The organism is Streptomyces canus (genome assembly GCF_041435015.1).
GTDB lineage: Bacteria > Actinomycetota > Actinomycetes > Streptomycetales > Streptomycetaceae > Streptomyces > Streptomyces canus_G.
The window spans coordinates 9364013-9384254 of the sequence record NZ_CP107989.1 but is presented as its reverse complement, the minus strand read 5'-3'; the positions used below and the strand labels follow the sequence as shown (position 1 = coordinate 9384254).

Below are 20242 nucleotides of genomic sequence, written 5' to 3'. Positions count from 1 at the left end.
AGAACCCGCGCGGCCCAGGCCACTTCGCGGCTCGCCCAAAGGAGACGTCAGACCCGCTCCAGAGGCCGGTGCGGTCCGCTGGGAAGCTCCGCCTTGATCGTGTCGCCCGGGCCCACCGGGCCGCCTTGCTTCACGATGCTCATGATTCCGGCCCTGCGCACGACGTTCCCGGCCTCATCGCGGCCGACAACCTGCTTGAGCAGCCCATCCTGGAAGTTGTCGATCTGCAGGCAGGGATTGCGCAGGCCAGTCACCTCCAGCACCGCATGGTCGCCGATGCTCAGCAGCGTGCCGACCGGCAGACCCAGCAGATCGATGTCGCGGGTGGTGATGTTCTCGCCGAGGTCACCCGGCCTCACCTTGAATCCCTCTGCGCTGACCTCGGCGAAGAGCTCCTCATGGATGAGGTGGACCTGGCGCAGGTTCGGCTGGGTGGGGTCCTGCGCGACCCGAGAGCGGTGCTTGACCGTCACGCCGGCATGCACATCACCCTCCACACCGAGCCCGGCGAGCAGCATGATGCTGTCCCGGTTCGGCTTGGTGAAGGAGTACTCACCGTTGCTGCTGACTGCCGCCACTATCCCGCTCATCCTCGGATCCCCTCCAGTGACAATGGTCAGCCACGACCCTAACCCTTGGGCTCAACGCACAGCAGCCACATTCAATCGCGGGTGAGACCGTAAGCCGGTGTACAGGGCGCCTTCCGCTCGTCAGCGGTTTCACCAAGGTGAGGGACGGACAGCTAGAAGGCAGCGGTCCGGTCTTCGCTGCGAGGGTCGCTCACCTGGTGTTCGGTGTAGAGGCCCGAGCGCGACTCACGACGCCAGGGACGCGCGTAGGTCAGTGCCGAGGCGGCGGCCTCGGAGCTGTCGTCGAGGTTCACGACGGCTACCGACGGCGACCCGTCCGCGGGGCACCGCGCAAGCCAGTCGCCGTTGGGAGCGACGATTCCGGTCGGTGCGGTGACGCTGTCCTGTGCCGGCCCCGACAGGCTGACCCAGTAGCTGTTGAACGCGGCGTGGCCTTGGACTTGGGCTGGGGCGGTGGAGTTGCCCGGCGTGCCGCTGGTGGAGAGCAGCACGCAGTCGACATCCAGCCTCTCGTATTCTGCGAACAACTCCGGGTAGTGGATCTCCATGCCGAGCAGGCAGCCGAAGCGCACACCGTCGACCTCGAACGTCACCGGTGAGACGCCCGGCGAGTACATGTACGAGACCTTCGTCTTCGACAGCAGGCGCTCGTCATAGCGCGTGACGACCTCGCCCCGATCGGAGATGACGTAGAGGCTGTTGTGCGGGCGGTTCGGGCCGGTCAGGCGGTGCACCGACGGGATCACCGTCCACAGCCGCAACTCGCGGGCCAGTTCGGCGATCGCGGCCAACTCCGATTGGAGCACGGGCCACTGGCACCGGCCCCAGTCCGCCGGGCCGACCGCGTCAGGGCCGTCGACGGACATGACGAACTTGCTGGGAAAGCAGATCGCGCCTTCCGGAAAGTGCACGATCCTCGCTCCCTGAGCCCTGGCCTCACGCATCAGAGCACGGACCTCACGCCCGCTTTGGCGCAGCGCTTCAGCGTCTCGGGGGTCATCGCGTACGAGCGTCTGCGCTACGGCGAGCCGCACGCTCTTGGGATTCCCTGCTTCCGACATGACGTCTCCTGATGGAGTCGGACGGAAGTGCCGCAGGGCGGATGTGTAGGACTCGCCGGTCTTGGCGGCGCGGGCGCGCACCTGGCTCTTGAAGTTCCTACGGGCTGTCATCGCGGCCTTCCACGCCTTGAGCGACGGCTCCCCAGCAACCTCGCACGAGGCGATCGGGCTGCAACAACGACCTGAGACCCTGGTCCCTTTGCCTCCGACAGGAGACCGTGCTGGGGACGGTCGCGGGAGGTTCGGCGTAGGCCACGCAGTCGGTCATCATGCCGTCACTCGCAGACTCCGTCAACATCCTTCAGCAGGTCCAGCGCACCGTCGAATGTCGAGTTCGAGGACCTGCGTGTCGGCAAGGTGCTGGCAGCCCACGCCGATCTACCCGAACCCGCTGCGCCGATCAAGCAGACCAGCGGGTCGTCCGGGATCGTCATGTCGACGGGCAGCGCGTTGTCCGGGCGAAAGGGCTTCGTGCGCCCGGGAGAAGCAGTCCTTCGTCACAGGTGGAGCGTCCCTCGCGGTACGCCCCGACGTGATGGTCGGGGAATGTGATTCGGCAGGGCTTGGGTACGGAGCCAGTCCCTGCCGACGGTCACCTCGCGTGCGATGCGACGCCACCGGCCTTCCCCTCCGGGCAAGGGCCAGGCCCAGGTCGGCTGTTCCGCGGTGTTCACATCGTGGAGGAGGCGGACGAGCTGTGGGCCGGCTGTGGCGGCGCCGTCCGGGACGGTGGGACCGTGGATGGCGCGGAGTTCGGCGAAGCGTGCCAGTTCGTACTCATAGAAGCCCACGGCGTCATCGATACGTGCGGCCAGGTCATCGCGCGGCACGGTGCGGTGCACATGCAGCAGCGGAGGCTCAACGGACTCGGCGATCGCCGCGGCGAGTCGTGCGTGACCGTCCAGGATCAGATGACAGTCCAGGCCACTGACCCACCACAGCAGAACGGGTGGGAGCGTCCCCTCGCGGACCTGCTTGCGGTACGCCTTGACTCGGCTGTCGCCGGGGCCGGGCATGGGCCGCAGCGGCAGGACCTCGAACGATGTGGAGTGGAAGAACCAGTCGATGTATCCGTCCGGATGGCCCTCGACGAGCAGTGAGCTCCAGTACTCGGCGTGCGAAGTGGCAGCGTGGCGCCAGCGCGGGAGCGGGCTCTCGCACGAGAGGAGCCACCGGCCCTCGTGCAACGGGCTGCCCGGCGGGTCGATGAGGTATTGCGCGAAGCGGTGAGCCCAACCTTGCCGGCTGCCCGACAGGGCACGCCCCACGTCGGCGCGCAACGGTGGGACGAAGGAGCGGTATTCGTCGGTACGCCAGAAGTCCACGCCCTGGAGGGGCTTTTCGACGACGGCGAGCAGCACAGGCCGCGACAGCTGGGATATCAGCAGCCGTGACCCAGCAGTGAAAACACACAGTTCCGGCTGGTGACGGTGCTGTACGTCCAAGGACAGGCCCACCCATGTGCCGTCGTCTCGCGTGACATCACTGCGCTGCATGCCAAGAGCGTAGACGGCGACTACCGGGCGCCGATGATGCCCTTGGCCGGTCGACTCGATCCGCATTCCACAAGTGGGTGCTTATGTCTCCGCACCTGGGCCGCGCGTTGATTTCCAGGGCTCACGACTGACCTGCGTGCGTGTCGTGCTTGTGCGGCCACATGCGAGACCTTTCGCCTGGCCGGACGATAGTGTCCGCATGTGAGTTGATCTTCCGGGCGGCGGCCAAGTGCCGCCGCAGACGGTGCGGGTGGCCCCGATGCGTTCGGGACCACCCGGCTGGCGTACCCGTCATCACAACACCGGAGATCATCAATGACTGCTCAGAAGGCCATCACCTACGACACGTTCGTCGAACTCGCCACCGCTGATTCTGCTGTCGTAGGCCTTGTCCTCAAGGGTTCCCGAGCCCACGAGGGCATGACCACCGAGCACTCCGACCACGACCTGTACGTCGTTCTCGAAGCCGGCGCGACGACGGCTCTCACCCGGTTTGCGGGTCACCGCACCCCGGAACTCGATCTCGTCATCCTCTCCCTGGATGAGTTCCGCGCCGCTGGAATGCCCGGCTTCGAGCGGTATGCCCTCGCCCGCGCCCGGGTCGTGCTCGACCGGCTCGATGGAGGTATCGCCCAGATCTTGGCCGGCAAGGCACGCCTCGACACCGATGAAGCCTTCCGAGAGGCGGGCGAATGGCTCGATGCCTACGCCAACTCCCTCTACCGCTCGGTCAAGAACGACCGCGACGGACATGCGCTCGCGGCCCGGCTTGATGCCGCCGACAGCATCCGGTTTCTGCTGGAGTTGCTCTTCGCTCTCGACCGTCGTCCCCGTCCCTACAACAAGTATCTGGAATGGGAGCTTGCCCGATTCCCGCTGCCTGGCTGGGAGACTGGCATGCTGCTCGACGCCGCGGACCACATCACAGGAACAGGCGACGTGTCGACACAGCGTCGTCTCTTCGCCCGGGTCGAGGCAGTGGCCCGACGAGCTGGGCACGGCGCGGTATTGGATGCCTGGGGTGAGGACGTGGACCTGATGCGACCGCAGTAGGAGGCCGTCGGGGAACAAGTCCTGACCAGCTCACCCAGCTCGAACTCGATCGATGGCCCTCGATGCAAGCGGTCCCCGTGGGCGAAAGGAGTGGCGATCCGCCGATGCGGCATCCAGCCGGGCGGGGTCGAGACGCCGGCGTGCTCGATGCCCTGCCTGATCGCGGCGGCGAAGCCGCCGCCGATGCGGCATCCAGCCGGGCGGGGTCGAGACGCCGGCGTGCTCGATGCCCTGCCTGATCGCGGCGGCGAAGCCGGTCGAGGTGGACCCGGACCGGCTCGTCGTCCTGCCGCGCCTGGAACGGGGGCGAAACCCACGGATTGATCACGCCCCGTCCGCGCCTCAGGTGGGCCGCGGGGCGGGCGCGACCGGAGCGGCCGCGCCCTTGCGGGTCTCGCGCATGATCAGCAGTCCGTTGACCACCATCAGTGTCGCGGTCAGGCCGTGGACGCCGAGCGCGGTGGCCACGGAGCCGTGGTGGGCCAGCACCGTAGTCATGTCGCCGTACGCGGCGAGCGCCTCCACCAACAGCACCCAGCCCAGCGCCCGGCGGTGGCCCGTCACCAGCAGGACGCCCAGGACCAGGGCCAGGACGACATCGCGGATTCCCTTGACGACCAGGAAGCCGCCGCCGTCGCCGGACGGCCGGCTCGGCAGGCCGAAGCCCGGCGCCGTCGTCTCCGGGCTCAGGATGAACTCCGTCCCGAACCAGAGGATGAAGAGGATGAAGGCGGTGGTCAGTACGGTATTGATCTTGTTCAGCGACATTGTTCTCCCCCTTGCGAGACCTAGTCGGTTCTCTCGGCGCCGGTATCAGACGAGGGCGGAGGCGAGCAGGGCGAAGGCGGCGATGATGACGGCGACGCGGACGTAGTGGTAGCGCTCCCAGCGGTGCAGCTGCTGCTTCCAGTCGGCGGGCCGGTTCTCGGGGGTCCAGGTCTTGTTCCGGTTGTTGATCGGGACGAGCAGCAGCACCGACATGACCACGCTGACGATCAGCAGTCCGGCGGCGGTGACGACGAGTCCGGCGCCGTGGTGGTGCCATCCGGCGACGGCCCAGATCGCGCTGAGGACGAGCGAGCCGATGTACCAGAACGGCATCAGGGCGCCGAGCATGCGGCCGCCGTGGGCGTGGCCGAGCTGGCCGCTGTCCCCGGGAAGCGCGTCCAGGATCCGGCTCATGATGAAGGCGACGCAGAACTCCACCCCCACCATCAGGCCGACGACGACGGTGGTGACGACCCCGAGTGCGTTGAGCATGACGATCCCTCCGTGAACTAGCGTTGCTAGCTGATGAGGCAACGCTAGTACTACTGTCGCTCGATTGTCTAGCAGTGCTAGGATCGATTCATGTCGGTACAGGAACGCAAGCAGCGCGAACGGGCGGAGCGCGAGCGCCTCATCGTGGCGACAGCCCGCGAACTCGCCGAGCAGCAGGGCTGGGACGCAGTCACCACCCGTCGGCTCGCCGAGCGCATCGAATACAGCCAGCCCGTCCTCTACAGCCACTTCCGGGGCAAGCGCGAGATCATCGGCGCCGTCGCCCTTCAGGGGGCCGCCGAACTGGCCACGGCGGTGCGGGCAGCGACCGCCGCCGCGGACCGCCCCCGCGCCCGGGTCGTCGCCCTGGCCCGCGCCTACCTCGACTTCGCCGTACGCAATCCGGCGGTCTACGACGCCTTGTTCCAGCTCGACGGTGGCCTGGCGTACGCACAGGAGGACACCCCCGAGCCCCTCAAGGACGCCTTCGCCGCCCTGCTGGAGACTCTCGGCGAGGTCGCCGGCGACGGCGTCCCCCCAGGACTGTTCACCGAGGCGTTCTGGGCGGCGCTGCACGGCCTTGCGACCCTGACCCGCGCAGGCCGCCTGCTGCCCGAGGACGCCGAGCCGAGGGTGGAGCTGCTGGTGGATCGGCTGGCCATGCTCTGACACCGCCCTGGCGGGCGCGCGGCCGCGGCCCTCGTGCCCCGGCCGCTGCCTGCCTGCCCGTCTTCCCGCCTGCCCACCCGCCTTGGGCAACGCTTCCGGTCATTCGCGTCCACGCGGCGCAGCCGCAGATCGCCGGGCCCCGCACCCCGGACGGGGCACCCACGCCGGAGGCCGCGAGCTCATGGATCACGACCCGACACGCGCCCTAGCCGAGGGGCTTCTCGAGGATCGCCTTGCGGTGGCTGAAGGTCTCGATGGAGTAGCGGCCGTGGTAGTTGCCCATGCCGCTCTCCCCGACGCCGCCGAACGGCAGGTCGGAGACGGTGAGATGGGCGAGCGGCAGGCCGTAGCCGAGACCGCCGGAGGAGGTCTCGTCGGCGATGCGGCGCCGTGTCGTGTCGGAGTCGGTGAAGACGTACAGCGCGAGCGGCTTGTCCCGGTCGTTGATGAAGTCGATGGCCTCGTCGAGGCCGGGGACGGTGACGATCGGCAGGATCGGACCGAAGATCTCCTCCTGCATCACCGGGGACTTGGGGTCCACGTCGGCGAGGACGGTGGGCGCGATGTACTTGCTCGTACGGTCGCTCGCGCCGCCGACGACCGTGCGGCCCGAGTCGAGCAGGCCGGTGAGGCGGTCGAAGTGCCGTTCGTTGATGATGCGTCCGTACTCGCCGGAGTCGGCGGGGTCGCTGCCGTACAGCGTTTCCACGGCGCCGGCCAGCAGCGGCTCCAGGGCGGCCGCCGTCTCCGGGTCGGTCAGGACGTAGTCGGGGGCGACGCAGGTCTGTCCGGCGTTGAGGAACTTGCCGCGGGCCAGGCGGTCCGCGACGACGGTGAGGTCGGCGTCGCGGTCGACGAACGCCGGGGACTTGCCGCCCAGTTCGAGCGTGACCGGGGTCAGGTGCTCGGCGGCGGCGCGCAGGACGATACGGCCGACGGCGCCGTTGCCGGTGTAGAAGATGTGGTCGAAGCGCTCGGCCAGCAGGGCCGTGGTCTCCGGGATGCCGCCCTCGACCACGGCCACGGCGTCCGTGTCCAAGTGGGCGGGCAGCAGCCGGGCCAGGGCGGCGGAGGTGGCCGGGGCCAGCTCGCTCGGCTTGGCGACCACCACGTTGCCCGCGGCGAGGGCGCCGACCACCGGGGCGAGCAGCAACTGGGCCGGGTAGTTCCAGGGGGCGATGACGAGGACGACGCCGAGCGGGTCGTACTGCGTCCGGGCGCTCGCGTCGGCGCCGAGGTGCGCCGGGACCGGGGCGGACTCGGGCCGCAGCCAGTCGGTGAGGTGCTCCAGGGTGTGGTCGATCTCGCGGATCGTGAAGTCGATCTCGGTGCGGAAGGCCTCGGTGGAGCTCTTGCCCAGGTCGGCGTGGAGGGCGGCGGCCAGCTCCGTGCCGTTCTCCGTGAGCATCTCGCGCAGACGGCGCAGCTGGGTCGTACGCCATGCGACGGGCTTGGTGCGGCCGCTGCGGAAGGTGGCGCGCAGTCGGGCCACGACGTCGGCGGGCTGCTCGGGGGCGGGGTGGTTCACGGATGCCTCGCTGGGGTGGGCGGGCCTTGCGGCCGGGTCTCGACGATCAGATGCATATTGCAACCTTTTCGCGTCCGGGTAAATTCCGGGCCGCCGTCAGGACTTTTCGCGCCGAGGGGACAGCGAGCGGCGGCGGTGTTCGAGATAGGTACGCTCCGCCGGATTCTCGGTGAGTTCCGCGGCCTTCGCGTAGGCGTCCGCGGCCTCCGCGTCGCGTCCGAGCCGGCGCAGCAGGTCGGCCCGGACGGCGTGGAGGACGTGGTAGTCGTCGAGGTCCAGCGCGTCCACCAGGGCGAGGGCCTGTGCGGGTCCGTCGGTCTCGGCCACGGCGACCGCCCGGTTCAGGGCCACGACGGGACTGGGAGCCACGGCCATCAGCTGGTCGTACAGCCGGCGGACCTGCCCCCAGTCGGTGGGCGCGTCGCTGTGCACGGCCTGGATGGCGGCCTGGATCTGATACGGCCCCGGATGGTTCCGGCGCAGACACCGCCGTACGAGTGATTGGCCCTCGGCGATGAGCGCGCGGTCCCAGCGATCCGGGTCCTGCTCGGACAGCGGCACGAGTTCACCGTTGTCATCGGTGCGGGCGGCGCGGCGGGAGTCGACGAGCAGCATGAGTGCGAGGAGACCGGTGACCTCGGGTTCGTCCGGCATGAGCTCGGCCAGCACACGGCCCAGGCGTACGGCCTCCGCGCACAGGTCGGCTGTACCGCCGTACCCCTCGTTGAAGATCAGGTAGACGACGGCGAGCACGCCCTTGAGCCGGTCGGGCAGGTCGGCGTCGCGGGGGACGCGGTAGGGGATGCGGGCGTCGCGGATCTTGGCCTTGGCGCGGACGAGGCGTTGGGCCATGGTCGGCTCGGGGACGAGGAAGGCGCGGGCGATCCGGGCGGTGGTGAGGCCGCCGAGCAGGCGCAGGGTGAGGGCGACCTGTGCCTGGGGCGCGAGGGCGGGGTGGCAGCAGGTGAAGATGAGGCGGAGCCGTTCGTCGCGCACGGGGCCCTCCTCGGGCGGTGCGTCGGGGGCGTGCAGCAGGGCGGCCTCGGCGTGGCGGGCCTGCCTGGTGGACTCGCGGCGCAGCCGGTCGATCGCGCGATGGCGGGCGGTGGTGATGATCCAGCCGGCCGGGCTGGGCGGCACACCGGTCTCCGGCCAGCGCCGCACAGCCGTGGTGAAGGCGTCCTGGACCGCTTCCTCGGCGAGGTCGATGTCGCCGAGGAAGCGGACCAGGACCGCGACCGCGCGGCCGTACTCCTCGCGGAAGACGCCCTCGATGTCCAGGGTCATCAGTCCTCGGACTGGTGCTGGAAGGGGCGCACCTCGATGGGCAGGGTGGTGGCCAGGGCCGCCTTGCGTCCCCACTCCAGGGCCGCGTCCAGGTCGGGCGCCTTCACGATGCAGAGGCCGCCGAGTTGTTCCTTGCCCTCGGCGTACGGCCCGTCGGTGATCAGCACGTCGCCGTCACGCGGCCGCAGCACGGTCGAGGAGTCGGGGCTGTGCAGGCCCCCGGCGAAGACCCAGGCCCCGGCCTCGCGCAGCTCCTGGTGGAAGGCGTCCAGGCGCTTGCCGATCTCGGCCAGGACCTCGGGCGCGGGCAGCTCGTCCCAGCCGGGCTGCATGACGTTGAGCAGGTAGTACTGCATGTCGCTCTCCTCCTGTGCGTGTGTCTCACCTCCTACACGAACGGCACACCCCCGGATCGACACCGCGCGCGACTCGATCGGGAGAATCTTGTCCATGACCACCGCCGCACCGCACCCGCTCCTCGCCACCGCCCACGCCCTCGCGGCCGGCCTCCTCGCCCCGCACGCGGCACGGGTCGATCAGGAGGGCGTGCCCGCGAGCCACCTCGACGCGATCAGGCGCTCGGGCCTGCTCGGGGTGAGCGCACCGAAGGAGTACGGCGGTGCGGGCGCCCCGGACGCGGTGGCGCGGGAGGTCCAGGAGATCCTCGCCGGGGCGTGCTGCTCCACGTGGTTCGTGCAGACCCAGCACCACTCGCCGGTGCGGCTGCTCGCGCAGTCCGCCCTGCCGGTGCGGGAGCGGCTGCTCGGGCCGCTGGCGACCGGCGAGCTGCTGGCCGGGATCGCGTTCGCCCACGTCCGCGCCTTTCCGCGGGTGCCGGTGCGGGCGACGGCCGAGCGAGGCGGCTGGCGCTTCGACGGGACGGTGCCGTGGTTCACCGGCTGGGGTCTGAACGACGTGATGCTGCTGGCCGGGGTGAGCGAGGCGGACGAGGTGGTGTTCGCGTTCACCGAGGCACGCGAACAGCCGGGACTGCGGGCGTCGGAGCCGATGCGGCTGGCGGCGCTCACCGCGGCCCGGACGGTCTCCCTGGAGCTGGACGGCCTGTGGCTGCCCGATGACGCGGTGGTGCTCCGCACTCCGCAGGAGACGTTCGCGCTGGTGGACCGGCCCCGCAACACCAACGCCTCCCCCGCCGTCTTCGGGGTGGCGTACGCGGCGCTCCAAGTGCTGGACGACGCCGGGGAGTCCGAGACCGCGGGTGCCCTGCGTGGCCGCCTCGACGCGGTGCGCGGGCAGGTGTACGCCCTGGCCGACCACCCCGTCCTGCATGAGCGCGTCGCCGAACGGCTGGCGCTCAAGACGCGGTCGTACGACCTGATGCGCGCCGCCACGACCGCGGCCGTCGTGGCCGGGGGCGGCCGGGCCATGGGCCTCGACGGTACGGCCCAACGGCTCTTCCGCGAGGGGATGTTCCTGCTCGTGCAGGGACAGACCACCGACGTGCGCCGCGCCCATCTGGACGCGCTGGCGCAGCTCTAGGGCCCTTCTGATGGATCTCCGTGGAGGAAGGAGCGGCGTCCGGTGCGTGCGATCGGCGTGCGGTGCGAAGGGTCATGTGGCGGAGCCACCTGTCCCTTTGCGCCGTGCGGCGAGCGTGCGTGCCGGACGCCGTGACGCCGCGGAGGTCCATCAGAAGGGACCTAGGCCAGGAAGTCGACGAGGGCGGCCGTGAGGTGGGCGGGGGCGTCCTCCTGGACGAGGTGACCGGCGCCCGGAACGGTTTCGAGGCGTGCGCCCGGGATGCGCGCGACGAGTTCGTGCCCCTTGTCGACGGGGATCCAGGTGTCGTCCTCGCCCCAGCACACCAGGGTCGGGATCGCGATCTCACCGTACCGGTCCTGCACTTCGTCGGTGTAGCGCTGGTCGGCCTGGGCGATCTGGCGGTAGAAGGCCGCCTGGCCCGGGTCGCCGAGCCAGGGTTCGACCAGCCGGTCCAGGACGGTGGGGTGCAGGCCGGGGCCGCTGGCGGAGCCGACGTACTCGCGGACGAGGGCCCGGTGCAGGGCGGGCGGCAGTTGATCGAAGACGTCGGAGTGCTTGCCGACGAGCCGGAAGAACGGCGATCCCCAGGGGGCCAGCGCGACCGGGTCGACCAGGGCGAGCGAGCCGTAGCGGGCACCGTGCAGCAGATGGGCCCGCAAGGACACGGCACCGCCGAAGTCGTGGGCCACGACCCGGGGTCGGTCGAGATCCCAGTGCGCCAGCAGCTCGGTGAAGACCCGGCCCTGGGCCGCCAGGGAGACATCCTGGCCGGCGAATTTCTCCGAGGCCCCGTAGCCGGGCATGTCCCACACGAACACGTGGTGGCGGCGTGCGAGGGCGCGGGCTACGGCACGCCAGACATAGGAGGAGAAGGGCGTGCCGTGGAGGAGGACGACCGGGTCCCGGCCCGGGTCTCCGAGTCTGTCCCAGCGGACCTCACCCGAGCTGCTGTGGAAGATCCTGGTCAACGGCCAGTCGCTCACGGGCTGTTCCTCTCGACGGTTGCGCAGGTCGAGCCCGTGAGCGTACGTGGTGAGGGCCTAGCTCGCGAACGGCACCTGCGCCGAGGGCGCGGCCTGCTTACCGGCCGGGTGCTGCCACAGCCCCTGTGCGGCCAGACGTGGCAGGACTCCCTCGCCGAACCAGTAGGCCTCCTCCAGATGCGGGTAGCCGGAGAGCACGAACTCGTCGATGCCGAGGGCGTGATACTCCTTGATCCGCTCCGCGACCTCGTCGTGGCTGCCGACCAGTGCGGTTCCCGCGCCACCGCGCACCAGGCCGATACCGGCCCACAGGTTGGGGTGGATCTCCAGGCCGTCGCGAGCGCCGCCGCCGTGCAGGGCGAGCATGCGCTGCTGCCCCTCGGACTCGCTGCGGGCGAGCCCGGCCTGCACCGACCTCACGGTCTCGGGGTCGAAGCCCTCCAGGAGACGGTTCGCCTCGGCCCAGGCCTGCTCGGAGGTGTCCCGGGTGATGACGTGCAGGCGGATCCCGAACCGCAGGGTGCGGCCCTCCTTCGCCGCGAGCCCACGGATCCAGGCGATCTTCTCGGCGACCTGCGCGGGCGGCTCGCCCCAGGTGAGGTACACGTCGACGTACTTGGCGGCGACCTCCCCGGCGATGGGCGAGGATCCGCCGAAGTACACCTCGGGCACCGGATCGGGCACACGCGCCAGTTTCGCGTCCTCGACGTGGAGGTGCTCGCCGCGCAGGTCGACGGTCTTGCCCTCCCACAACCCCCGTACGACGTCCAGGAATTCTCCGGTACGGCGGTAGCGGGCGTCCTTGTCGAGGAAGTCCCCGTAGGCCCGCTGCTCGTGGCTCTCCCCGCCGGTGACCACGTTGAGCAGCAGCCGCCCGCCGGTCTGCCGCTGAAAGGTGGACGCCATCTGCGCGGCGAGGGTGGGTGAGACGAACCCGGGCCGGAAGGCGACCAGGAACTTCAGGCGCTCGGTGTTCTGGCTGACCATGGCGGTGGTCAGCCACGCGTCCTCGCACCAGGCGCCGGTGGGCGTCAGCGCCCCCACGAAGCCCAGGTCCTCGGCCGCGCGGGCGATCTGGCTCAGGTAGGCGACCGTCGGCGGCCGGTCCCGTCCGGAGACGGTGGCGGGCGTGCCGTGACCGCCGCCCACGACATGGCGGCTGTCGCCGTTGGTGGGCAGGAACCAGTGGAAGGTGAGGGACATGGGAGGGCTCCGATCTGGAAGGTCCGCAGTTCGCTAGAGGAGGCCGTGCCGGGGTGGCCGGGTGCCGTTGAGCACGTACCTTCCGATGTGCTGGATCTTCCAGCGGGTCGGGTCGTGCAGGGTATGGGTGCGGGCATCGCGCCAATGCCGGTGCAGATTGAGGGAGTTGAGCGCCGATCGGGTTCCGGACACCTCGAACAGGGCGCTCGCGACCTCCACCGCGGCCTGGGCCGCCGACACCTTGGCCGCGGCCACGGCGATGGACGCCTCGGCCGCCGAGTCGTCGGTGAGGTCGGCCCGGGCGGCGTCCACGGCACGGGCGGCTTCCCGGAGCAGGGCCTCGGACGCTCTTGCCTGGATGGCCAGTTCGCCGAAGCGCTGGATAAGCAGGGGGTCCTCGGCGGCGGTCTCGACTCCGCTCTCGAACCACGGACGGCTCTTCGTCCGGACGAACTCCGCGGCCTCCGCGAGCGCTCCCCCGGCGATCCCGGCGTCGATGGCGGCGTGCAGCAACTGGGCGACGGCTCCGTGGAGTTGGGGTCCCTCGAAGGTGAGGTGGTGGGGCAGGACCCGGTCGGCCGGGACCTCGACGCCTTCGAGGCGGACGGTGCCGCTGGCCGTCGTACGCTGGCCGAGTCCGTCCCAGTCGTCGATCACCGTGAGGCCGGGAGCGTTGCCGGGGACGTAGGCGACGTGCAGTTTGTCGTCCTCGGCGCGGGCCAGCACGGGGATCCAGTCGGCGAACAGGGCGCCGGTGGAGTAGTGCTTCACGCCGTCGAGGACGTACGAGCCGGCCGGCCCCGGCTGCAGGCGGGTGCGGATGTCCTGGACGTGCTTGGTTCCGGCCTCGGACTGCGCGTTGCCGAAGCGGCGGCCGGCCAGCAGCTCGGAGAAGAAGAACTTTTGCTGCTCGTCGGTGCCCTGACGGCGGATCACATTGACGTAGGCGAAGTGGCTCTGCGGGATCTGGGAAAGGCTTCCGTCGGCGGAGGCGAGCAGCCGGAAGATCTCGGCCAGGGTGGAGGCGCTCACGTCCGCTCCCCCGTGCTCGGCGGGGACGGTGACAGCGAGCAGACCGGAGGCGGAGAGCCGATCCAACTCCTCGCGCGGCAGCCTGCGTTGGATGTCCCTTGCGGAGGCACCCGTGCGGAACTCCGCGGCCAGCGACGCGGCGACCGCGAGGGCCTCCGCGTCGTCGGCGATCACATGGGCTGTCATGGGGATCAGCCCGCCGCCGCGAGCACCGGCCGCCGTCCCAGCGCGGTCGAGAACTGGTCGACGACCTGCGTGAGCGCCTCGGTCGCGGCCGGCGCGACGATCAGCGAGCCGTCCTCCTGCACGGAGATGTCCTTGTCGAGGGTGAACCAGCCCTGCACTATGTGGGCCGCGCCCATGGAGCTGAGGACCGGACGGAGCGCGTAGTCGATGGCCAGGACGTGGGCGGTGGAGCCGCCGGTCGCCAGCGGCAGCACGGTCTTGCCGAGAAGGGCGTACTGCGGGAGCAGGTCGAGCAGGGCCTTGAGGACACCGGAGTACGACGCCTTGTAGACAGGAGTACCCACGACGATCCCGTCGGCGCGCTCGAAGAGCTCGGTCACCTCGACGATCGCCGGGTGCTTGAAGTCGGCGCCGAGAAGGGCCTCGGCGGGGACGGTGCGGACGTCGAGCGGGATCACCTCGTGGCCCTGCGCGGTCAGGCGCCGGTCGAGATGGCGCAGCAGCCGGTTGGTGCGGGAGGAGGCGGAGGGACTGCCGGAGACGGACAGGACGGTGGCCATGCGGTCCTCTTTCGGGGAGGAGGGCGCCCCCGGTAGGGAGGGGGCGCCCCTGGGGAAGCGGTCAGGAGTACCAGGTAGGCTCGGGCAGCTCGCCTTCAAGGACCCAGCGGCCGACCTCGCGCCGCTTGTACGCGACCGGGTCGTGGCATCCAAAGGTGCGGCGCGAAGCGCCTCTTTGAGGGGCGGTGGTCGGGTGACGGGTGGGCGGGTGCGGACGTTGCGCCAGAAGCGGTCCAGGCCCTCGGAGGTGGCCGTGGAGCGGGCGCCCGTCACCTCGAAGATCCGGTTCGAGATCTCCAGGGCCACGTCGGTGGCGCGGGCCTTGACCGCGGCCACCCGGACCTCGAAGTCTCCTCGCGTCTGATCCGTGACCGCGTCGGGGTCGTCGTGGAGCTTCTGTCCCTCGGCGGCGACGGCGTCGGCGAGGGCCTCGGCCGCCCAGAGCTTGGCGGTGAGGTCGCCGTAGATGTCGATGACGTACGGCTCGTCGACCGCTCGCTCGTAGCCACCGTGCAGCCAGGAGCGCGACTTCTCACGGGTGTACGTGGCGGCCGTCTCCAGCGCGCCGCCCGCGATGCCCAGGTAGAAGTTGACGAAGACCAGCTGGATGGTGGGGACGTTGAGGGTGTTGTAGACGCGCGGCTGGAACACCTTGTCGACATATCCGGCCGCGCTCGACCACGGGGTGCGCACGCCGTCGAGGGTGACGCGCCCGCTCTCGGTGAGGCGCTGACCGATGTTGTCCCAGTCGTCGTGGAAGGTCAGGCCTTCCGAGTCGGAGGGCACGATCGCGAAGATGTGCTGGTCGGTGCCCTCCAGGACGCCTTCCAGGACGGTGACGTCGGAGACCTTGCTGCCGGTGGAGAAGGACTTGCGGCCGGTGTAGACGAGGTCGTCGCCGTCCTCGGTCACCACGACGTCCTTGTCGCGCGGGTTGACCGCGCCACCGAAGAACCAGCGGTTGCGGGACGCCTCGGCCTCGACGTGCTCCCACTGCTCGCGGGTGCCGACCAGGCGGGCGGCCCAGAACCACAGGTAGTGATAGCCGAGGAGCTGGCCGATGGAGCCGTCGGCCTTGGCGATCTCGCGGACCACCCGGTAGGCGGTGGGCCAGTCCTGGCCTCCACCGCCGTGCTCGGTGGGACCGAGCAGGGTGACGAGGCCGGCGTCCTTGAGGAGATGGACCTCGGCGTACGGGGTGGCACCCACGTGGTCGCGTTCGGCGGCGTCGGTGGCGAGGACGGCGGCGACCTCGGCGGCGCGGGCGATCCAGTCCTGGGCGGTCTCGGGGACGGGGCGGGTCTGCCAGTCGGTGGGCGTGGCGGTGCTCATGCGGATGACCTCTTTCGCGGGTGGGGGATCAGGCGTCGGAGTCCGGGAGCTGGGACTCCAGCTCCCGCACGAGCGGCAGCACTCGCCTGCCGAAGTACTCGACCTCCTCGTGGTAGTGCAGGAAACCGAGAAGCAGGAGGTCCACGCCGAGCTTCTTGTAGGCGACGATCCGCTCGGCGATCTGCTCCGGCGTGCCGATGAGACCGGTGCGGAAGCCGTCGTTGTACTGGACGAGGTCCTCGAAGGTGGAGTCCTGCCACATGCCCTTCTTGTCGCCGGTGGACTGTCCGGCCTGCTTCACGGCCGCGCCGAATCCCTCGACGGCCTCCGTGTCGGCCTTGGCGACGATCTCCCTCAGCGTCTCGCGGGCCTCGGCCTCGGTGTCCCGAGCGATGAGGAAGCCGTTGAGGCCGAACTTCGGTGCCGTGCGCCCGACTTCGGCGGCGGACTTGCGGACGTCGGTGATCTGCTCGACGACTCCGTCGAAGTCCTTGCCGTTGGAGAAGTACCAGTCGGAGACCCGGCCCGCCATGGCGCGGGCGGCGCTGGAGTTGCCGCCCTGGAAGATCTCCGGGTGCGGCCGATCCTCGGTGTTGAGGGGCTTGGGCTTGAGGGAGAAGTCCCGCAACCGGTAGAAGTCACCGCCGAGTTCGGCATGGTCCTCGGTCCAGATCTTGCGCAGGGCGGTGATGAACTCCTCGGAGCGGCGGTAGCGCTCGTCGTGCTCCAGCCAGGGCTCGCCCAGGGCGGTGAACTCACCCTTGAACCAGCCCGACACGACGTTCACGGCGAAGCGGCCCTTGGAGAGGTGGTCGGCGGTGGCGCCGAGCTTGGCGAGGACGCCCGGGTGCCACAGGCCGGGGTGGACGGCGGCGATGACCTTCAGACGCTGGGTGGCGAGCAGCAGGGCGAGGCTGAAGCTGGTCGACTCGTGCTGGAACTCGGCGCCGTAGCTGGCCATGTAGCGGACCTGACTGAGGGCGTAGTCGAAGCCGTTGTTCTCGGCGAGGACGGCGAGTTCGCGGTTGTAGTCGTAGCCCCAGTCGGTGCGCTGCTCGATCTTGCTGGTGACCAGTCCCCCACTGACGTTGGGGACCCAGTAGGCGAATTTCACGGGCGCGGCAGGCATGCGTGACTCCTGTTGCGGAATGTTTTCGGGCACGCCGAATTCAAGAGGTGCGCGGGCACAAGGAATTCAGGCGGGGAAAGCCTCGGAAAGAGGGAAAGCGCGGCGGATCACAGGAGGTTGATCAGGCCGCGGCGCAACAGGAGGCACTGGAGACGCGCGCGAGGTCGACATGGCGTCGCCGCGTGAGGTCCAGTCGCATCTTCATGTCGTCGATCGTGACAGCCGGTGGCGAGAGGCGTCAAGGTAAACCCGACCGGTCTCGTATCGCGGACCATTGAATTTCACGAACGTGTGACAGGGAAACCCTTGAACCGGGCGGGAAATGACCCGCATTCTGCGGGCATGCGGACGGAACAGCTGGAATACATCGCCGCGGTGACCCGGCTCGGCTCACTGCGCCGGGCGGCGGACGAACTGCGCCTGTCGCAGCCCGCGTTGAGCGAGACCGTGCGGAACCTGGAGCGGGAGCTCGGGGTCGATCTGCTGGAGCGCAAGCGGTCCGGGGCCACGATGAGCGCGGAGGGCCGGGAGCTGCTTCCGCACATCGTCGGCGTACTGGAGGCGGTGGACCGGCTGCGGGCGGCGGCGGGCGAGCAGCACCGCATCAGCCGGATGGTCCGGGTCGGGACGGTGAACGCGGCGACCGTGCCGCTGCTCATTCCGGCGGTCGAGGATTTCCGGGCCGCTCATCCGGTCACCCAGGTCGAGGTGGTCGGCGCGCAGCAGACGGACATCCACCGGGCCCTGTCCGAGGGCGGGTTCGACCTCGGTCTGGTCAATCACCTCGACGGCGACGACACGCCGGCGGGATTCGAGTCCACTCAGCTGCTGCGGGGGCGGCCGGTGGTGTGCCTGCGCCCGGACAGTCCGCTGGCCGCGCGGACCGGTGTGTCGGTGGACGACCTGCTCACCCAGCCGTTGATCGCGATGCGCACCGGCTATGTCATGCACCGTTTCGTCCACCGGCTGCTGGGCCACCACGGCACGTCCTTCGCGTACTCCACCGACGGCGCCGAGATGGGCAAGCTGATGGTGGCCGAGGGGCTGGGGGTGACCGTGCTGCCCGACTTCAGCGTGGTCGGGGATCCGCTGGAGCGGCAGGGCACGATCACCCACCGGCCGATCGAGGGCGACACGACCCGGGTGCTGCTGATGCTTCAGCGCCGCAGGGCCGAGTCCGTGCCGCGGGCGGCCCGGGACCTGCACGAGGTGTTCGTCCGCAGGGCCCGGCACCTGGGCGGGACGCTCACCCCGCCCGACTGAGCCGCTCCGGGGAGGAGCGTGCCCCGTTCAGTCCTCGTCTCGCCCCGGGACGACCACGAGGAACGCGTCCGACTTCAGATCCATCACGACGGTCGCCGGCTCACCCTTGGCTCGTCGCTCCGCCGCGTACTCCTCCGCCGGCCACGATCCGCGAGGAGCTCCCGCTGGAAACCGCTCCAACACCTTCGCGCCCATAGCGGCGAACACCTCCAGCATCGATGTACGACTCGAACCGTCCTGTTCCGTACGAGTGCGGCTTCCCGCGATGGGCGCGATCATGTTCCCGAGCCCGCGTTTTCGTCCACGGGCGTCGGCCGTCGGCAGGAACCGGTGCCGGCGCAGCATGGTCACGAACGCGTCCCGGCCACTGCTCGCCCCGCGCCTGCTCCCGTCCCGGTTCAGGTTCCGGTTCCGGTTCCGGAGCGTGCCAGGGGCAGCGGGCTCAGGGCGGTCGGGGCGGTCGCGTGCGCCGGGCGGCGTGGTGGCCCCGCCGATGAGTTCACGCGGCACCGCATCCGGAGCGAGCCACGCCACGGAAGTGATCAGCAGGGGGGACCTGGACGAAGGACCGAGGGCCGATGGAGCACGACGACACGCGAGAGGGACTGCGCTGCCTGGTGACCGGCGCCACGGGGTACATCGGCGGCCGGCTCGTCCCCGAACTCCTCTCGGCGGGACACCGGGTGCGCTGTCTGGCCCGCTCCCCCGACCGGCTGCGCGACCATCCCTGGGCCGACCGTGCCGAGGTGGTGGCCGGTGACGTGACCGACGCCGCATCCGTCGCCCGCGCACTGGCCGGGATGGATGTGGCGTACTACCTGGTGCACACGATGAGCTCCGGCAAGGACTTCGAGGAGACCGACCGCAGGGCGGCGCTGATCTTCGCCGAGCAGGCCCGGATCGCGGGCGTACGGCGGATCGTGCACCTCAGCGGGCTCACCCCGGCGGGCGTGCCCGAGCACGAACTCTCCCCGCATCTGCGGTCCCGTGCCGAGGTGGCCCGCATCCTGCTCGATTCCGAGGTCCCGACCACGGTCCTGCGGGCGGCCGTCGTCATCGGCTCGGGTTCCGCGTCCTTCGAGATGCTGCGGTACCTGACCGAACGCCTTCCCGTGATGATCACCCCGAGCTGGGTGCACACCCGCATCCAGCCCGTGGCGGTCCGCGATGTGCTCCGGGCCCTCGTCGGCAGCGCCCGCATGCCGTCGGACGTCAACCGGGCCTTCGACATCGGCGGACCGGAGGTGCTGACGTACCGGCAGATGATGCTCAGGTACGCGGCGGTCGCCGGACTGCCGCGCCGGATCATCCTTCCGGTGCCGGTGCTCACCCCCGGGCTCTCGAGCCACTGGGTGGGCCTGGTGACACCGGTGCCCGCCTCGATCGCCCGGCCGCTGACCGAGTCGCTGCGGCACGAGGTGGTCTGCCGCGAGCACGACATCGCCCGCCATCTCCCCGGCCCGCCCGGTCGTCCGATCGGCTTCGACGAGGCCGTACGACTGGCGCTGCAGCGGGTGCGGGAGGCGCGGGTCACGACGCGGTGGTCGTCTGCCTCGGTGCCGGGCGCCCCCAGCGATCCGTTGCCCACCGACCCCGACTGGGCGGGCGGAAGTCTCTACAGCGACCACCGGGAGCTCCGTGTCGACGCCTCGCCGGAGGCGCTGTGGCGGGTCATCGAGGGCATCGGCGGCGAGAACGGCTGGTACTCCTTCCCGCTCGCTTGGGCGGTGCGGGGCGGGCTGGACCGGCTGGTGGGCGGGGTCGGACTGCGCCGGGGGCGCCGGGACGCGGCCCGGCTGCGGGTCGGCGACTCGCTGGACTTCTGGCGGGTCGAGGCGATCGAGCCCGGCCGGCTCCTGCGGTTGCGGGCCGAGATGCGGCTGCCGGGCCTGGCCTGGCTGGAGATGGGCGCGGTCACGGACGAGGACGGCCGCACCCGCTACCGGCAGCGCGCCCTGTTCCATCCGCACGGTCTGCTCGGCCACGCCTACTGGTGGAGCGTCTCCCCCTTCCACGCGATCGTCTTCGGTGGCATGGCCCGCAACATCGCCCGGACAGCGGCGGGTTCGACGGCCCGCGATCCGCAGCACACCCCTGCCCCCTGACC

Annotated in this window: 20 protein-coding genes and 1 pseudogene; 5 read left to right on the top strand and 16 right to left on the bottom strand. The window is 70.3% G+C overall.

Features of this window, described 5'->3' with window-relative positions:
• Positions 1-47: 47 nt before the first annotated feature.
• The 3 genes from OG841_RS42710 to OG841_RS42700 all read right to left on the bottom strand — a co-directional run bounded on the left by OG841_RS42710 (position 48) and on the right by OG841_RS42700 (position 3147).
• On the bottom strand, positions 48-590 hold the full coding sequence (locus OG841_RS42710) for an MOSC domain-containing protein (protein ID WP_365117014.1): 543 nt from the start codon (positions 588-590) through the stop codon (positions 48-50).
• A 152-nt stretch (positions 591-742) separates the two neighbouring features.
• Positions 743-1651: a carbon-nitrogen hydrolase family protein gene (locus OG841_RS42705; protein ID WP_328643453.1), complete on the bottom strand. Its 909-nt coding sequence runs from the start codon at positions 1649-1651 to the stop codon at positions 743-745.
• A gap of 497 nt (positions 1652-2148) precedes the next feature.
• Positions 2149-3147, bottom strand: a complete 999-nt coding sequence (locus tag OG841_RS42700) for a hypothetical protein (protein WP_328636456.1) — start codon at positions 3145-3147, stop codon at positions 2149-2151.
• Between the two features lie 315 nt (positions 3148-3462).
• On the opposite strand from OG841_RS42700, the gene OG841_RS42695 reads away from it, so the two are divergent.
• Positions 3463-4200 (top strand): hypothetical protein, encoded by a 738-nt coding sequence (locus tag OG841_RS42695; RefSeq protein ID WP_328636457.1) that lies wholly within the window; start codon positions 3463-3465, stop codon positions 4198-4200.
• 342 nt (positions 4201-4542) lie between these two features.
• Here the strand turns inward: OG841_RS42695 and OG841_RS42690 are convergent, their stop codons facing one another.
• Together OG841_RS42690 and OG841_RS42685 are read right to left on the bottom strand one after the other, a co-directional pair.
• Positions 4543-4968 carry a DUF4267 domain-containing protein gene (locus OG841_RS42690; RefSeq protein WP_371569754.1) on the bottom strand — a complete coding sequence of 142 codons (426 nt, stop codon included), beginning with the start codon at positions 4966-4968 and terminating at the stop codon, positions 4543-4545.
• Between the two features lie 45 nt (positions 4969-5013).
• Positions 5014-5460, bottom strand: coding sequence for an anthrone oxygenase family protein (locus tag OG841_RS42685; protein WP_371569752.1), 447 nt, complete (start codon positions 5458-5460; stop codon positions 5014-5016).
• A 90-nt stretch (positions 5461-5550) separates the two neighbouring features.
• Between OG841_RS42685 and OG841_RS42680 the strand changes: the two genes are divergently transcribed.
• Complete coding sequence (locus tag OG841_RS42680; RefSeq protein WP_328636460.1) at positions 5551-6129, top strand: TetR/AcrR family transcriptional regulator; 579 nt, start codon at positions 5551-5553, stop codon at positions 6127-6129.
• Positions 6130-6334: 205 nt separating this feature from the next.
• Here the strand turns inward: OG841_RS42680 and OG841_RS42675 are convergent, their stop codons facing one another.
• From OG841_RS42675 to OG841_RS42665, 3 genes are all read right to left on the bottom strand, one after another.
• Positions 6335-7657 carry an aldehyde dehydrogenase family protein gene (locus OG841_RS42675; protein ID WP_328636461.1) on the bottom strand — a complete coding sequence of 441 codons (1323 nt, stop codon included), beginning with the start codon at positions 7655-7657 and terminating at the stop codon, positions 6335-6337.
• Positions 7658-7753: 96 nt separating this feature from the next.
• Positions 7754-8944 (bottom strand): RNA polymerase sigma factor, encoded by a 1191-nt coding sequence (locus OG841_RS42670; protein WP_371569749.1) that lies wholly within the window; start codon positions 8942-8944, stop codon positions 7754-7756.
• Positions 8944-9300 carry a YciI family protein gene (locus OG841_RS42665; protein ID WP_266376129.1) on the bottom strand — a complete coding sequence of 119 codons (357 nt, stop codon included), beginning with the start codon at positions 9298-9300 and terminating at the stop codon, positions 8944-8946. The genes OG841_RS42670 and OG841_RS42665 overlap by 1 nt, the downstream gene beginning before the upstream one ends.
• A gap of 94 nt (positions 9301-9394) precedes the next feature.
• Here OG841_RS42665 and OG841_RS42660 point away from each other — a divergent pair, with 94 nt between their 5' ends.
• Positions 9395-10444 (top strand): acyl-CoA dehydrogenase family protein, encoded by a 1050-nt coding sequence (locus OG841_RS42660; protein ID WP_371569747.1) that lies wholly within the window; start codon positions 9395-9397, stop codon positions 10442-10444.
• Between the two features lie 161 nt (positions 10445-10605).
• Here OG841_RS42660 and OG841_RS42655 read toward each other — a convergent pair whose 3' ends face one another.
• The 7 genes and pseudogenes from OG841_RS42655 to OG841_RS42625 all read right to left on the bottom strand — a co-directional run bounded on the left by OG841_RS42655 (position 10606) and on the right by OG841_RS42625 (position 17071).
• Entirely contained in the window at positions 10606-11430 is an 825-nt protein-coding gene (locus tag OG841_RS42655) for an alpha/beta fold hydrolase (RefSeq protein ID WP_328636464.1), read from the bottom strand.
• Between the two features lie 57 nt (positions 11431-11487).
• Positions 11488-12633: an LLM class flavin-dependent oxidoreductase gene (locus tag OG841_RS42650; protein ID WP_371569744.1), complete on the bottom strand. Its 1146-nt coding sequence runs from the start codon at positions 12631-12633 to the stop codon at positions 11488-11490.
• A 33-nt stretch (positions 12634-12666) separates the two neighbouring features.
• Complete coding sequence (locus OG841_RS42645) at positions 12667-13851, bottom strand: SfnB family sulfur acquisition oxidoreductase (RefSeq protein ID WP_371569742.1); 1185 nt, start codon at positions 13849-13851, stop codon at positions 12667-12669.
• Between the two features lie 5 nt (positions 13852-13856).
• On the bottom strand, positions 13857-14411 hold the full coding sequence (ssuE, locus tag OG841_RS42640; RefSeq protein WP_328636467.1) for an NADPH-dependent FMN reductase: 555 nt from the start codon (positions 14409-14411) through the stop codon (positions 13857-13859).
• 61 nt (positions 14412-14472) lie between these two features.
• Positions 14473-15743, bottom strand: a pseudogene (locus tag OG841_RS42635) (acyl-CoA dehydrogenase family protein).
• Positions 15744-15771: 28 nt separating this feature from the next.
• The gene (gene sfnG / locus OG841_RS42630) at positions 15772-16872 is read right to left on the bottom strand and encodes a dimethylsulfone monooxygenase SfnG (RefSeq protein ID WP_328636468.1); all 1101 of its coding nucleotides are present in this window, start codon (positions 16870-16872) and stop codon (positions 15772-15774) included.
• Positions 16873-16993: 121 nt separating this feature from the next.
• Entirely contained in the window at positions 16994-17071 is a 78-nt protein-coding gene (locus tag OG841_RS42625; protein ID WP_350786652.1) for a putative leader peptide, read from the bottom strand.
• A gap of 143 nt (positions 17072-17214) precedes the next feature.
• Here OG841_RS42625 and OG841_RS42620 point away from each other — a divergent pair, with 143 nt between their 5' ends.
• On the top strand, positions 17215-18135 hold the full coding sequence (locus OG841_RS42620; protein WP_328636469.1) for a LysR family transcriptional regulator: 921 nt from the start codon (positions 17215-17217) through the stop codon (positions 18133-18135).
• A gap of 27 nt (positions 18136-18162) precedes the next feature.
• On the opposite strand, the gene OG841_RS42615 is transcribed toward OG841_RS42620, so the two are convergent.
• Complete coding sequence (locus tag OG841_RS42615) at positions 18163-18351, bottom strand: hypothetical protein (protein ID WP_059208846.1); 189 nt, start codon at positions 18349-18351, stop codon at positions 18163-18165.
• Positions 18352-18713: 362 nt separating this feature from the next.
• Here OG841_RS42615 and OG841_RS42610 point away from each other — a divergent pair, with 362 nt between their 5' ends.
• Positions 18714-20240 carry an SDR family oxidoreductase gene (locus OG841_RS42610; RefSeq protein WP_371569739.1) on the top strand — a complete coding sequence of 509 codons (1527 nt, stop codon included), beginning with the start codon at positions 18714-18716 and terminating at the stop codon, positions 20238-20240.
• The last annotated feature ends 2 nt before the right edge of the window (positions 20241-20242 follow it).

Excerpts from the sequence above, each read along its gene's own strand:
- OG841_RS42705 (WP_328643453.1), bottom strand. The coding sequence starts at position 1,651 with ATGTCGGAAGCAGGGAATCCCAAGAGCGTGCGGCTCGCCGTAGCGCAG.
- OG841_RS42620 (WP_328636469.1), top strand. The coding sequence starts at position 17,215 with ATGCGGACGGAACAGCTGGAATACATCGCCGCGGTGACCCGGCTCGGC.
- OG841_RS42695 (WP_328636457.1), top strand. The coding sequence starts at position 3,463 with ATGACTGCTCAGAAGGCCATCACCTACGACACGTTCGTCGAACTCGCC.
- ssuE (WP_328636467.1), bottom strand. The coding sequence starts at position 14,411 with ATGGCCACCGTCCTGTCCGTCTCCGGCAGTCCCTCCGCCTCCTCCCGC.
- OG841_RS42645 (WP_371569742.1), bottom strand. The coding sequence starts at position 13,851 with ATGACAGCCCATGTGATCGCCGACGACGCGGAGGCCCTCGCGGTCGCC.
- OG841_RS42665 (WP_266376129.1), bottom strand. The coding sequence starts at position 9,300 with ATGCAGTACTACCTGCTCAACGTCATGCAGCCCGGCTGGGACGAGCTG.
- OG841_RS42690 (WP_371569754.1), bottom strand. The coding sequence starts at position 4,968 with ATGTCGCTGAACAAGATCAATACCGTACTGACCACCGCCTTCATCCTC.
- OG841_RS42610 (WP_371569739.1), top strand. The coding sequence starts at position 18,714 with ATGGAGCACGACGACACGCGAGAGGGACTGCGCTGCCTGGTGACCGGC.
- OG841_RS42700 (WP_328636456.1), bottom strand. The coding sequence starts at position 3,147 with ATGCAGCGCAGTGATGTCACGCGAGACGACGGCACATGGGTGGGCCTG.
- OG841_RS42670 (WP_371569749.1), bottom strand. The coding sequence starts at position 8,944 with ATGACCCTGGACATCGAGGGCGTCTTCCGCGAGGAGTACGGCCGCGCG.
- OG841_RS42710 (WP_365117014.1), bottom strand. The coding sequence starts at position 590 with ATGAGCGGGATAGTGGCGGCAGTCAGCAGCAACGGTGAGTACTCCTTC.
- OG841_RS42625 (WP_350786652.1), bottom strand. The coding sequence starts at position 17,071 with ATGCGACTGGACCTCACGCGGCGACGCCATGTCGACCTCGCGCGCGTC.
- OG841_RS42615 (WP_059208846.1), bottom strand. The coding sequence starts at position 18,351 with ATGCTGGAGGTGTTCGCCGCTATGGGCGCGAAGGTGTTGGAGCGGTTT.
- OG841_RS42660 (WP_371569747.1), top strand. The coding sequence starts at position 9,395 with ATGACCACCGCCGCACCGCACCCGCTCCTCGCCACCGCCCACGCCCTC.
- OG841_RS42650 (WP_371569744.1), bottom strand. The coding sequence starts at position 12,633 with ATGTCCCTCACCTTCCACTGGTTCCTGCCCACCAACGGCGACAGCCGC.
- sfnG (WP_328636468.1), bottom strand. The coding sequence starts at position 16,872 with ATGCCTGCCGCGCCCGTGAAATTCGCCTACTGGGTCCCCAACGTCAGT.
- OG841_RS42685 (WP_371569752.1), bottom strand. The coding sequence starts at position 5,460 with ATGCTCAACGCACTCGGGGTCGTCACCACCGTCGTCGTCGGCCTGATG.
- OG841_RS42680 (WP_328636460.1), top strand. The coding sequence starts at position 5,551 with ATGTCGGTACAGGAACGCAAGCAGCGCGAACGGGCGGAGCGCGAGCGC.